Raw genomic sequence first — 12,754 nt, forward strand, 5'->3', positions numbered from 1 at the left:
AAGCCGCAGCACATCCAGAGCTGAAGCGGAGCGGCGACATGACGAACGCAACTGCAGTGAACAATCGGGGTCGTGGATCGGTTCTGGTTGGGGTCGACGGATCGGTGTCCGCGCAGGGCGCGCTGGCCTGGGCCGCCGCAGAGGCGTCGTCGAGGCACTGCCTCCTGCGCATCGTTCACGCCTTCAGCCGGCCGATGATCAGCAACGCACTGGACATGGCCTTCGTCGGTGATGCCGACCTCGACCTCCAATCGGCCGCCGAGTGGATCCTCGCCGAGGCGGCGGCCCATGCGCGTGAAGTTGCCCCCGACATCAAAGTCACCACTGACCTGTTCGTCGGCCCCCCGGTGCCGACGCTACTGCAGCACGCTGTCTGTCCCGTGGCCGTGATCCGTCCGTTCCGAGCGGGGTCCGCCACGTCCTCATTGGCCGGCCGGCTCCGCTTCGCCGGCACGTCACCGGCCGAACTCTCGGACCCGAAGGAGCAGTCATGACCCCCACGCCGCAAGGCCTGCCAGAAAGCCTTGGGTTGCACAGCCAACTGCTCGACCTGGACCCGTCAGAGACCCAGGAGTGGCTGGAATCGATCGACCAGGTGGTCGACCATGCCGGGCAGAACAGGGCGAGGTACCTGCTACTCAGCATCCTGCAGCGAGCCCGCGACCGCCGGGTCGGTGTCGCCAACCTGCGCAGTACCGACTACCTCAACACGATCGCACCCGACGCCGAGCCGACATTCCCTGGCGATGAGCACGTCGAGCGACGGATCCGGGCCTACAACCGATGGAACGCCGCGGTCATGGTCCACCGTGCGCAGCGCCCGGGCATCGGTGTCGGCGGCCACATCTCGACGTACGCCTCGGCCGCGGCGCTGTTCGAGGTCGGCTTCAACCACTTCTTCCGCGGCCACGACGCACCCGGAGGCGGCGACCAGATCTACTTCCAAGGCCACGCCTCACCAGGCATCTACGCGCGCGCGTTTCTGGAAGGCCGACTGACCAGCGATCAGCTCGACGGCTTCCGGCAGGAACTCTCCCACGCCGGACAGGGCGGTGGGTTGCCGTCGTACCCGCACCCGCGACTGATGCCGGACTTCTGGGAGTTCCCCACGGTCTCGATGGGTTTGGGCCCGCTCAACGCGATCTACCAGGCCCGCTTCAACCGCTACCTGCACAACCGTGGCCTCAAGGACACCAGCGACCAGAGGGTCTGGGCCTTCCTTGGCGACGGTGAGATGGACGAACCCGAGTCGCTCGGCGCGATCGGCGTGGCGGCCCGTGAAGAACTCGACAACTTGACCTTCGTCGTCAACTGCAACCTTCAGCGTCTCGACGGTCCCGTTCGCGGCAACGGCAAGATCATCCAGGACCTGGAGTCGTACTTCCGCGGCGCCGGCTGGAACGTCATCAAGGTGATCTGGGGCCGGGAATGGGATCCACTACTGGCCGCCGACACCGACGGCGCGCTGCTCAACCTGATGAACACCACACCCGACGGCGACTTCCAGACCTACAGGGCCGAATCCGGTGCATTCGTCCGCGAGCACTTCTTCGGCCGCGACCCCCGCACCGCTGCCATGGTCGAGCATCTGTCCGACACCGAGATATGGAACCTCAAACGCGGCGGACACGACTATCGCAAGCTGTACGCCGCCTACCGGGCCGCGACCGAACACGCCGGCCAGCCGACCGTGATCCTGGCCAAGACCATCAAGGGGTGGACCCTGGGCTCCCACTTCGAGGGCCGCAACTCGACCCACCAGATGAAGAAGCTCACCATCGACGACCTCAAAGGCTTCCGCGACCGGCTGTTTCTGGACATCCCCGACACCGCCCTAGACGCCGTCAAGCCGCCCTACTACCGGCCACCGAAAGACTCGGCACAGCTGGAATACCTGCACGAACGGCGGCGCACCCTCGGCGGCCACCTGCCCGCCCGCAGAGTTGCCGGCAAACCGCTCCCGCTCCCGCGAGAGGCGGCGTACGCGATCGCCCGTCGCGGGTCAGGTCGGCAGGAGGTCGCCACCACGATGGCGTTCGTCCGGCTGCTCAAGGAACTGATGAAAGACCCTGTGATCGGTCACCGGTTCGTGCCGATCATCCCCGACGAGGCCCGCACCTTCGGCCTGGATTCCCTGTTCCCGTCCAAGAAGATCTACTCCCCCCACGGACAGACCTACCTGTCGGTGGACCGCGAGCAGATACTGAGCTATCAGGAGGACATCCGAGGTGTGCTCCTCCACGAGGGCATCACCGAGGCCGGCTCCGCGGCGTCATGGACCGCTGCGGGTACGTCGTACGCCACCCACGGCGAGCCGATGATCCCGCTGTACATCTTCTACTCGATGTTCGGGTTCCAGCGCACCGGTGACCAACTCTGGGCCGCGGCCGACCAGATGACCCGAGGTTTCCTGCTGGGCGCCACCGCCGGCCGCACCACCCTCAACGGTGAGGGCCTGCAGCATCAGGACGGCCATTCGTTGCTGCTGGCATCTACCAACCCTGCCTGTGTTGCCTACGACGCAGCCTACGCGTTCGAGCTCGGCCACATCACCGACGATGCCCTTCGCCGCATGTACGGCGAAGCGCGACCCGGCGAAGACCAGAACGTCTTCTACTACCTCACCCTCTACAACGAGCCGATCACGCAGCCGGCCGAGCCCGCCGACGTCGACATCCACGGCATCCTCGCCGGCATGCACCGCTACTCTTCTGCCCCGCAAGGCGACGGCCCGAGAGCGCAGATCCTTGCCTCCGGCATCGCGATGCCCTGGGCAATGGAAGCACAACGCCTCCTGAAAACCGACTGGGGCGTCCAGGCCGATGTGTGGTCCGTGACGTCCTGGACCCAGCTACGCCGCGACGCACTCGCCGCCGACGAATGGAGCCAGTCTCACCCCGACCAGCCTCCCCGAATTCCCTATGTCACGAGGCGGCTGGAGGAAACCGCAGGCCCCGTCCTGGCGGTCTCGGACTGGGTCCGCGCGGTACCCGACCAGATCGCCCCGTTCGTCCGCAGGCCATGGACATCGCTGGGCACCGACGGATTCGGCCACTCCGACACCCGCGCCGCCCTGCGCCGCCACTTCGGAATCGACGCGCAATCCATCGTCGTCCGGGTTCTGCAGCAGCTGGTCAGAGTGGGCGACGTTGATGACTCGGCACCGCGGCAGGCAATGACGATCTACGGCCTGGCCGACGAACTCCAGGACCAACGCCGCGACACGCGGCGATGACACCCCAACAATGACGCCCTGTGTTCGAACACGGGATCCGACTCTTCCAGGAGGAACCATGCGCGTCTTCGTAGCCGGTGCAACCGGCGCCATCGGCCGCCAACTGCTGCCCTTACTCACCTCAACGGGCCACGAGGTCATCGGGTTGGCAGGCTCGTACAGCGCCGCCGGTCGCCCCGATGTTCGCCGCCCTGCGGTCGCTTGAAGAGCGCACCAGGCAGGCAGATGTGCTGGTACTGCGGGTTGGGGAACTCTACGGCCCTGGCACGATCTATGGCGCCCGTGGATCATTCGTCTGCGAGGTACGGGCTGGGAAGATGCCGATCATCGGGACCGGCGACGGCATCTTCTCCTTCAACCACGTCCACGACGCGGCGACGGCGATCGTCGCTGCGCTGCACAGCGACGCGCGCGGCGTGCTCAACATCGTCGATGACGAGCCGGCACCGGTGCGCGAGTGGCTGCCATCCTCGCCGAATTGCCAGGCGCTCCGCCACCGAAGCACATGCCCGTGGCTCTTGCCAAATTGGTCGGCGGTGGCCCGGGGATGGCTCTCATGAACCATCGGCGCGGAGACGTTGCCTTGACCAACGTTCTGACGTTTGCGCGCGTTGCCGATCATCGGCAACCAGCGAGGCTTTAAGTCAGCCGACGGGGGGCGGTGCTAGTCCGTGGCCGTCAGACAACCATGGAAGTACATCGAGCCTCTAGAAGGAGCAGATTATGAGCACTGAGGGGCGCACCGCCCGCACACCAAGCCGGGAGGCACTCTCGGACCCGGCGTACCAGGCCTTCCTGGTCCTGCGAACCGTCTTCACGGTGGCACCGATCGTGTTCGGCCTGGACAAGTTCGCCAACCTCCTCACCGACTGGCCCGCTTACCTGGCCCCCTGGATCAACGACATCGTCCCCGGCTCCGGACAAGACGCCATGTACGTCATCGGCGTCATCGAAATCGTCGCCGGCATCGCCGTCGCCCTGATCCCCCGCTACGGCGCACTGCTCGTCGCCGCCTGGCTCATCGGCATCATCATCAACCTCCTCACACTCTCAGGCTTCTACGACGTCGCCCTACGCGACTTCGGCCTCCTCATCGCAGCAATCGCACTAGCCCGCCTCGCCACCAAATACACGCCACCACGACACAGCTCCTGACGATCGGCAGCAGGAAAGCCAGACCAGGCGGCCGGCGGCCGAGGTGATGACAGAACACCCAGCCGCCCTGCAATCACGGCCTGACACCTCAGGAGTACCAGTTGATGCTGGCGTTGAAGGGGTGCCTGGCCGCGAGTGGGCGAGCGTGAGCGAACTGGCCGATCGTCGTCAACTGCGTCATCACAGCGTTGGTGAACTCGTGAACCGTGGCCAGGCGCAAGACCTGGTGACCAAGGCACCCCATCCGACGGACGCCAGGTTTGTCCGGGTGGAAATGACGCGGCACGGCGAGCGAGCCTTGGCATGGCTGAGTGCACTCCACCGCGACGAGCTTCGACGCGTGGGCGCAGCCCTCGCAGTGCCGGACTGGAGCGACACCACGGGCGGTGCCGCATGACACGCCACACTGTGCGGGTCCGCAGGATCTACGATCAGCCCGCGGCCGACGACGGCATCCGGGTCCTGGTCGATCGCGTGTGGCCGCGCGGTATCCGCAAGGAGGCGGCCGCCATCGACGAGTGGGCCAAAGACGTCGCACCTTCCACAGAACTTCGCAAGTGGTACGGCCATGTCCCCGAGAGGTTCGAGCAGTTCGAGGCTCGCTATCGCGACGAGCTGGCAACACAGGCCGGGCGGACCGCGCTGGACCACCTGCGCACGCTCGCAAAACGCGACGCCCTGACTTTGGTGACGGCGACCAGGGACGTGGACCACAGCCAAGCGGCGGTCCTGACCCGGTTGCTGAGCGAGCCACACTGACCCCTTCACTGGCCGGGCCAATCGACGGGGCCGGGTGGCGCCGGCAAGCTACTGACCGGGGCGCTTCCTGATCTGCAGGCCTGGACGACGACGATGGATGGTCAGGTAGGACAGACCGCTGTCGCCGGCCGTGATGTTGCGGGTCGAGCCACGGGGCAGCCAGACAACGTTGCCGTCGGCAAGAGTCTGCTCTCCGTCGGGTGTTCCGACGGTGCCGCCACCCGCGACGACGACGAGTACTACGTCGAGATCCGGCTCGGTGTGGGTGTCCACGCGCTGCCCGGCCGGGAGATGGATGAGATTCGCGTCGAGCTGGCGCCCCGGCTCGGCGAGCGTCCACCGGGCACCAGACGGCACAGGCGAGTCATCGACGAGTTCGTGCACGTCGAGCAGCACCCGCACCGTCGGCCGCTCAGGCAGGACGTCAGCTGAATCATTCGTGGACTCCTCAGGCATCAGCGGCGACCCGGCCGATCCGGACTCGCCATTCCTCAGGCCCGGCCTGCAGATAGTCCCAACTGAAGGCGCCAGGGTGAATGGCTTCGAACTCCCGGCGCAACGGCTTGGGGTCGTGGCTGTTCACCAGGATGAACGCCTCTCCCGGAGCCAGCCGGGCATACCGGGCGAAGACGCGTGGATGGCGGCCGCCGCGCGCGATTCGCCGTACGTCGATGACCGTCGGCTGTTCGACCTGCTCCCCAGCCAGGTAGGCCTGCAGGTCTGCGGCCAGCAACGACGGATCCACCCCCGGCAGGCCGGCAAGTGCGGGCAGCAACACCGACTCCTCGATCTGGAGGTGGGTATCCAGGGTCGCCGTGATCATCACGCCGAGCCTCGCCGCATCGACCAGGCCAGCGGCTGCCAGTTCGTCGATCTGAGCGTTGAGTGCTGCGGCTCCGACTCGGAGAGCCTCGACCAGAAGCCGAGTCTCATCGTCCTGGGAGGCGGCCGCATAGAGATCCCGATCCGCAGTAGCCAGGTATCGACGCACATCATGGAGGCAGAAGTCCACCAACTCCGCAGACCGTGGCTCGGCGCCCTGGGCAACTGGCTGTGCTGTGGTCAGCTCCGCCAGTCCGGTCAGCAGTCGCTCGTGGGCCTCCTGGACGGCACCTCGAGCGATGACGTCCGGGTCGGTCTCGGTCGCCTGGATGAAGATCTCCGAAGCCGGCATCGTGCCACTCTCCTCACATCGCTGTTTTCAATGATTATTACATGTGATATTTGTAGTAATTACAAGCGTCTGATGAGGGAGGCTGATGTGACGTACGTGATCGCGTTGCCGTGCGTCGATCTGAAGGACCGCGCCTGCGTCGAGGAGTGCCCGGTCGACTGCATCTACGAAGGAGGGCGCTCCCTCTACATCCATCCAGAGGAGTGCATCGACTGCGGTGCCTGTGAACCGGTGTGCCCGGTCGAGGCCATCTTCTACGAGGACGACCTGCCCGAGCAGTGGAAGGATTACCAGGCCGCGAACGCCGGGTTCTTCGACGACCTCGGCTCCCCCGGCGGAGCCTTCAAGATAGGCGCCATCGACCATGACCATCCACTCATCGCGGCGCTGCCGCCGCAGGAGCAGGCAAGCTGACCTCCATGACCAGGACTGATCAGACGGCCGACGACCAGCCACGCCGGCAGGCACTGCTAGAAGCCCTGCGAGCCTCCGACGCACCGCTGGGTGTCACCGAGCTCGCCGAACGGCTCGGCATCCACCCCAACACGGTCCGCTTCCACCTCGACGCACTTGTGACGCAAGGACTGGTCGATCGCAGCCTCGAGGAACCGACCGGCCGTGGCCGGCCTCGGACCGTGCACACGCCACATCCCGGGATGGACCGTGGAGGCCGTCGTCAGTACCACCTGCTGGCCAAGATCCTTCTCGGCCAACTGTCCACGAGTCCCGATGGAGGCGCCGCGGCCGAGGCCGCGGGCCGCAACTGGGGCAGCTATCTCGTCGAGCACATTCCCCCATCCCGTCAGCCCGGCGTCGCCGAGGCCACCCAGCGGTTGACTGCGATGATGACCGACCTGGGATTCGCCCCGGAAGCCGACGGCGACGCAGCCGAACGCATCAGACTGCGTCACTGCCCCTTCCTGGAGCTCGCGGAAGAGTTCTCGTCCACCTTGTGTCCGCTGCATCTCGGCCTGATGCAAGGTGCCCTCACCGAGATCCGCGCACCGATCACGGCAACCAGCCTCGAGCCGTTCGCCGAACCCGACGCCTGCATCGTTCACCTCTCCCCCAGCCGCGACCCCGGCGTGAGCACCCGCCCGCGCCCCAACAGGAGCACCTGATGCACCTCACCAGGATCGGCACCACGCCTCGGCGCCGGGCACCCATCCCCGGAGGTCCGACGATGGAGGTTCTCGTCGCCGCAGAGACCTCCGACAACATCGCCATGGTCCAGGTATGGATCCCGCCCGGTGGCGGCCTGCCCGAACACGACCACGGGCCGTCCGAGATCGTTCTGGTCCACCTGTCGGGCTCGATCGACCTGCGGCAAGGCGACCAGCGACACAGTCTCGCCCCCGGCGCCATCGCGCACATCGCCACCGGGGAACGAGTCAGCCTGACCAACCCAGGAACCGAACCCGCAGTCATGATGATCGTCGCCTCGCCTCCTGAATTCGTCGCGCGCATCGCCGGCTGGCCAGCTGCCTAGGGCCATTGGCCCCCGCTCAGGCCGCGAGCCGCCACGGTCAAGCGATCGCAGACGCAGCATCACTGGATCCGAGAGGAGCAATGTTGAACGCCGCACCAGCCGCCGTAGCAACCGCCGCCGTCCTCATTTGGCTCGGCATGGTGTTCGCGATCTCGTTCCTGGAGGCACCACTCAAATTCCGCGCCCCCGGGGTCGACATTCCGATCGGCCTCGGTATCGGCCGCATCGTCTTCCGCGCGCTGAACCGTGTCGAGATCGCCTTGGCACTGGTGACGCTGGCAGCGATCGTCATAGGGCGGCCGACCGCGGCCGTAGCGACTCTCACCGCGGCGATCCTGGTCATCCTCGCCGGACAGCTCATCATCATCCGGCCTCAACTCAACCGGCGCACCGACCACGTCCTCGCCGGTCAGTACCCACCCCGGTCAACCATGCACCTCTACTACGTCGGTCTCGAGGCGGCCAAGGTGCTCACATTGACGGCGCTGGGAATCTGCCTCCTCGTGGCGCAGTGACTCCCACCTGATGCGACACAGCACCCGTGACCACAGCCGTTACCTGGCTTCTGACCGAGGCGTGGGTTTCTCACCTCGTGTCTTCTCCTTCGGCCTCGGTACTGGCGATCTCCCCGAGATGGTCGCCCCGGTCCTGGTCCTCGCCGGCATCCAGCAGGTTGTCCTTCGGCGCGCGATTGTCCGGGGACTCGGTGAGCGAAACGTCCGGGTGGTGCAGGTCGAAGGCGGGGCTTTCGGAGCGGATCCGTGGCAGCTTCTCGAAGTTGTGCCGCGGCGGCGGGGAGCTGGTCGCCCACTCCAGCGAGCGGCCCCAGCCCCACGGGTCGTCCACGCCCACCTGCGGCGCCTTGCGCGACTTGTAGACGTTGTAGAGGAACGGCAGGGTCGAGGCGCCGAGGATGAAGGCGCCGACGCTGGAGACCTCGTTCAGCGTGGTGAAGCCCTCGTTCGCGCCGTACGACGCGTACCGCCGCGGCATGCCCTCGACACCCAGCCAGTGCTGCACCAAGAACGTGGTGTGGAAACCGATGAACAGCAACCAGAAGTGCAACTTCCCGAGCTTCTCGTCCAGCATCCGGCCGGTGAACTTCGGCCACCAGAAGTAGAACCCGGCGAACATCGCGAACACCACCGTGCCGAAGACCACGTAATGGAAGTGCGCGACCACGAAGTACGAATCGGTGACCTGGAAGTCCAAGGCCGGCGAGGCCAAGATCACCCCCGTCAATCCACCGAACAAGAAGGTGGTCAGAAATCCGAGCGACCACAGCATCGGCGTCTCGAACGACACCGAGCCGCCCCACATCGTGCCTATCCAGTTGAAGAACTTCACCCCGGTAGGCACCGCGATCATGAACGACATGAACGAGAAGAACGGCAGGCTGACCGCGCCCGTGACGAACATGTGGTGCGCCCACACCGTCATCGACAACGCAGCGATCGCCAGCGTGGCACCGACCAGACCGAGGTAGCCGAACACGGACTTGCGGCTGAACACCGGCAGGATCTCGGTGATGATGCCGAAGAACGGCAACGCGATGATGTACACCTCTGGATGCCCGAAAAACCAGAACAGGTGCTGCCACAGCATCGGGCCGCCGTTCGCGGCATCGAAGACGTGAGCCCCCAGGGCTCGATCCGCCTCCAGCATCAGCAGCGCGCCGGCCAGGATCGGGAACGCCACCAGCACCATGATCGACGTGATGAGAGTGTTCCAGGTGAAGATCGGCATCCGGAACATCGTCATACCTGGTGCCCGCAAGGAGATGATCGTGGTGACGAAGTTGACCGCACCGAGGATGGTGCCCAGACCGGCCATCCACAGACCCATGATCCACAGGTCACCGCCGATGCCCGGCGAGCGGACCGCGTTGGACAGCGGCGCGTACCCGGTCCAGCCGAAGCTCGCCGCGCCGCCCGGGGTGAAGAATCCACTGAACGCGATGAGCCCGCCGAACAGGAACAGCCAATAGCTGAACATGTTCAGCCGCGGGAACGCGACGTCCGGGGCGCCGATCTGCACCGGCATGATGACATTGGCGAAGCCGACGAACAGCGGGGTCGCGAACAGCAGCAGCATGATCGTGCCGTGCATCGTGAAGAGCTGGTTGTAGACCTCTTCGTTCACGATCTGCAGGCCCGGCTTGGCCAGCTCGGCGCGCATGACCAGCGCCATCAGGCCGCCGATCAGGAAGAACGCGAACGACGTGATCAGGTACATGTGGCCGATCAGCTTGTGATCGGTGGTGGTGAGGACTCGCACCACCGCACGGCCCAGCGGACGGCGACGTCCTGCCGCGGGTTCGCCGGGTCCGACCCTGGCTGTGACCGACCAAGGACGGTCCTGGTGGGCGCCAACATGGGTCAACTGCTTCTGGATCGGATCGCTGTCGCCGGCCTGAGTGGTCCCCACGGACCGACTCACCAGTTCGCCGGCGGGTCGCTGGCGGGGAACGAATCCTCGCCCCACACGTCAACGATGTCCCGCGGCGCTCGCGAAGGAGATGTCGGAGGGATGGTGCCTGTGCGCCATGGATGCAGGCGGTCGTTCCCCGACTCCTTGGAGAGTTGGCATCGCAGGCAGAGACTGGCCATCGGGATGGCCTGCAGCCGGTACGCGGAGACGGCGCGTCCGCAGCGTTGGCAGATCCCGAAGGCGCCGATCGCGAGCCGGAAGAGAGCAGCGTCGATGTCCGCCAGGGCAGCTTTGGCATCTCTCATCAGCGTTGCGGTCACGTCACTCTGAGCAGATCCGGAGGCGGCCAACGCGTCGTACGCGAGGTCGGTGAACTGATCGAGACGCAACCGCCGCTGCTGCTCGAGCTCGTCTCGATACCACTGCAAGTTGGCAGGGCGCGGGTCACGTGGTGTGTCGGGTGGCGCCACCTGATCCAGGTCGGTCATCGAAACCTCCTCGTCGGCACGAATCGCAGAGCCGCGATACCCGCGCCTCCGTGTTCGCACGATCCCAACGATGCCGTCCCGCACCTGGGCTGAGAACGTGCCCGATCGGCGAACGCCAGACGCCATCGTTGCCGGGTGTCGGCAACCTCGCAGACCTGGCTGAGGAGCGCGGCTCACCGTGCAGCCGGTCAGGCCTCGATCAGGCCGGCCCTGATCGCGTACCGGGTCAGTTCCAAGCGGTCGCGGAGGCCGAGTTTCTGGAGCATGTTCGCCCGGTGCCGCTCGACCGTCTTGATGCTGATGAACAGGATTCCAGCGATCTCCTTGGACGAGTGCCCCTCGGCAACGAGCTTGAGTACCTCTTCCTCGCGGGCGGTCAGGATCTGCTCCGGGATGGTCTGGCCGAGGCGTGCCCGATTCAGGTAGTTACGGATCAGCGCGTTCACCGCTCCCGGGTAGAGGAACGGCTCTCCGCGCATCGCGGCCCGGCACGCCTCCACCAGGTCGCGGTCAGCGACGGATTTGAGCACATAGCCCGCTGCTCCGGCCTTGAGGGCTCGGAAGAAGTACTGCTCGTTGTCGTACATCGTCAGCATGAGAATCCGCAGGTCGGGCTGGCGCGACGACATCTCACGTGCTGCCTGCAGCCCGGTCATCCTCGGCATGGCGATGTCGAGAATCGCCAGATCGATCTCGACGGACCGGGCAAGGTCGACGGCCTCCTTGCCATCTCCTGCTTCGGCGACCACCGTCAGGCCAGGTTCGCTGTCCAGGATCAGCCGTACACCGCGGCGTACCAGGGCATGATCGTCGGCGAGCAAGATGCGGATGGCGTCCTGTGCAGCCATGCTCATACTCCCTTCCGGTCGAGTGGCACCAGCAGATTTACCTCGGTACCACCCGCCGGCGCGGCGCCAAGATCGAGGGTGGCGCCAACCAGCAGTGCGCGCTCACGCATGCCACGGATTCCGGCTCCCTCGTGGGCCAGCCCGAGGCCGCGGCCGTCGTCACGGATCCGAAGACTGACAGCTCCCTCGTCGTGGCGCAGGCTGATCTCCACGTAGTCGGCGTCGGCATGGCGGGCAACGTTCGTCAGTCCTTCCTGGGCAACCCGATAGATCACAAGCTCGGCCTGCTCGTCCAGCACGGGCAGACCAGGCTGGAAATCGTGACGAATCGCGAGACCGGTGTGCGTGGACAGCTCGGTCACCAGCGCAGTCAGAGCACTGACGAGACCAAGATCCTCCAACACACCTGGCCGCAGCCTCCGCGCCAGCCGGCGTACCTCGTCCAGGCTCTCCCGGGTCGTCTCCTGAGCATGGAGCAGGTTCGCGCGCAGGTCGGAGTCGTCCACCCGCCCGGCCGCTCGTTTGAGTTCCAGCAGTACGGCGGTCAGGCTCTGGCCGACCTCGTCGTGCAGCTCCTGAGCGATCCGTCGCCGCTCCGCCTCCTGGGCAGACAGCGCCCGGGTACTGCTGGTGGCACGTTCTGCCTCCAACCGCGCCAGCATCTCGTTGAAGGCACGGATCAACTGCGAGACACCACCCTGACCGGCGACTGGCAGCCGCTGTCCGGGCTTGAGCAGATCAACCGTCGCCATTCGGCGGCTCAGCCGGTCCAGCGGAGCCAGCCCTAGGTGCAGCAGTACAGCGTTGGCGACCAGCATGACCGCGAAACCGCCCAGCAGCACCAGTGCCTCGGTGAAAACCACCGGAGCGGACACCGTCACCGGTGCCCACAGCAACACTGCGGTCGCGGCCGCAAGCACCACCGCGTTCAGCGCGAAGATGCGCCAGAACAATGGCGCTGCAAGCACGCCTCTCCTCGCCGCCGCTGTTTGATGGCTCGGCATATGTTCCATGCTGCCCAGCGTGCCTGTTCCCCCACTGCAAGTCGATCGGGCTGACACTCATCCGCCTCTGCCTGCGGCGGTCCGAGCTCCCGAAATGGGTGTCAGGCCCTATGGTCTGCCCCTGCTGCATCGCCGATGGTGGTGACAGAACAGATCACGAGCCTCAAGACGG

The 12,754-nt window shown here is 65.9% G+C and carries 16 protein-coding genes; 10 read left to right on the forward strand and 6 right to left on the reverse strand.

The features are described 5' to 3' along the window. Positions 1–38: 38 nt before the first annotated feature. The 6 genes from OG817_RS25365 (at position 39) to OG817_RS25390 (ending at position 5,149) form a co-directional block, all read left to right on the forward strand. Positions 39–494 (forward strand): universal stress protein, encoded by a 456-nt coding sequence (locus OG817_RS25365; protein WP_406047121.1) that lies wholly within the window; start codon positions 39–41, stop codon positions 492–494. Next, positions 491–3,235: a pyruvate dehydrogenase (acetyl-transferring), homodimeric type gene (gene aceE / locus OG817_RS25370; protein WP_406047122.1), complete on the forward strand. Its 2,745-nt coding sequence runs from the start codon at positions 491–493 to the stop codon at positions 3,233–3,235. Before OG817_RS25365 ends, aceE begins: the two co-directional genes overlap by 4 nt. 179 nt (positions 3,236–3,414) lie before the next feature. Beyond that, positions 3,415–3,795, forward strand: a complete 381-nt coding sequence (locus OG817_RS25375) for an NAD-dependent epimerase/dehydratase family protein (protein ID WP_406047123.1) — start codon at positions 3,415–3,417, stop codon at positions 3,793–3,795. Positions 3,796–3,958: 163 nt separating this feature from the next. Continuing rightward, on the forward strand, positions 3,959–4,390 hold the full coding sequence (locus OG817_RS25380) for a hypothetical protein (protein ID WP_406047124.1): 432 nt from the start codon (positions 3,959–3,961) through the stop codon (positions 4,388–4,390). A gap of 46 nt (positions 4,391–4,436) precedes the next feature. Then, on the forward strand, positions 4,437–4,787 hold the full coding sequence (locus OG817_RS25385) for a MarR family winged helix-turn-helix transcriptional regulator (RefSeq protein WP_406057505.1): 351 nt from the start codon (positions 4,437–4,439) through the stop codon (positions 4,785–4,787). Further along, entirely contained in the window at positions 4,784–5,149 is a 366-nt protein-coding gene (locus tag OG817_RS25390) for a DUF488 domain-containing protein (protein ID WP_406047125.1), read from the forward strand. Before OG817_RS25385 ends, OG817_RS25390 begins: the two co-directional genes overlap by 4 nt. A gap of 48 nt (positions 5,150–5,197) precedes the next feature. Here OG817_RS25390 and OG817_RS25395 read toward each other — a convergent pair whose 3' ends face one another. Continuing rightward, the gene (locus OG817_RS25395; protein WP_406047126.1) at positions 5,198–5,605 is read right to left on the reverse strand and encodes a hypothetical protein; all 408 of its coding nucleotides are present in this window, start codon (positions 5,603–5,605) and stop codon (positions 5,198–5,200) included. After that, positions 5,598–6,323: a DUF2249 domain-containing protein gene (locus tag OG817_RS25400; protein WP_406047127.1), complete on the reverse strand. Its 726-nt coding sequence runs from the start codon at positions 6,321–6,323 to the stop codon at positions 5,598–5,600. Before OG817_RS25400 ends, OG817_RS25395 begins: the two co-directional genes overlap by 8 nt. 87 nt (positions 6,324–6,410) lie before the next feature. Here OG817_RS25400 and fdxA point away from each other — a divergent pair, with 87 nt between their 5' ends. The 4 genes from fdxA (at position 6,411) to OG817_RS25420 (ending at position 8,327) form a co-directional block, all read left to right on the forward strand. Further along, positions 6,411–6,737, forward strand: coding sequence for a ferredoxin (fdxA, locus tag OG817_RS25405; RefSeq protein WP_406057507.1), 327 nt, complete (start codon positions 6,411–6,413; stop codon positions 6,735–6,737). A 5-nt stretch (positions 6,738–6,742) separates the two neighbouring features. Next, positions 6,743–7,444, forward strand: a complete 702-nt coding sequence (locus tag OG817_RS25410; RefSeq protein WP_406047128.1) for a helix-turn-helix transcriptional regulator — start codon at positions 6,743–6,745, stop codon at positions 7,442–7,444. After that, entirely contained in the window at positions 7,444–7,812 is a 369-nt protein-coding gene (locus OG817_RS25415) for a cupin domain-containing protein (RefSeq protein ID WP_406047129.1), read from the forward strand. Before OG817_RS25410 ends, OG817_RS25415 begins: the two co-directional genes overlap by 1 nt. 83 nt (positions 7,813–7,895) lie before the next feature. Beyond that, positions 7,896–8,327, forward strand: coding sequence for a hypothetical protein (locus OG817_RS25420; protein ID WP_406047130.1), 432 nt, complete (start codon positions 7,896–7,898; stop codon positions 8,325–8,327). Between the two features lie 70 nt (positions 8,328–8,397). Here OG817_RS25420 and ctaD read toward each other — a convergent pair whose 3' ends face one another. From ctaD to OG817_RS25440, 4 genes are all read right to left on the reverse strand, one after another. Continuing rightward, on the reverse strand, positions 8,398–10,047 hold the full coding sequence (gene ctaD, locus OG817_RS25425) for a cytochrome c oxidase subunit I (protein ID WP_406057510.1): 1,650 nt from the start codon (positions 10,045–10,047) through the stop codon (positions 8,398–8,400). Between the two features lie 200 nt (positions 10,048–10,247). Beyond that, positions 10,248–10,730, reverse strand: a complete 483-nt coding sequence (locus OG817_RS25430; RefSeq protein ID WP_406047131.1) for a TraR/DksA family transcriptional regulator — start codon at positions 10,728–10,730, stop codon at positions 10,248–10,250. Positions 10,731–10,918: 188 nt separating this feature from the next. Then, entirely contained in the window at positions 10,919–11,578 is a 660-nt protein-coding gene (locus tag OG817_RS25435) for a response regulator (RefSeq protein WP_406047132.1), read from the reverse strand. Positions 11,579–11,580: 2 nt separating this feature from the next. Further along, positions 11,581–12,546, reverse strand: a complete 966-nt coding sequence (locus OG817_RS25440; RefSeq protein WP_406047133.1) for a HAMP domain-containing sensor histidine kinase — start codon at positions 12,544–12,546, stop codon at positions 11,581–11,583. Between the last annotated feature and the right edge of the window lie 208 nt (positions 12,547–12,754).

This window comes from Kribbella sp. NBC_00889 (assembly GCF_045207705.1).
Classification (GTDB): domain Bacteria; phylum Actinomycetota; class Actinomycetes; order Propionibacteriales; family Kribbellaceae; genus Kribbella.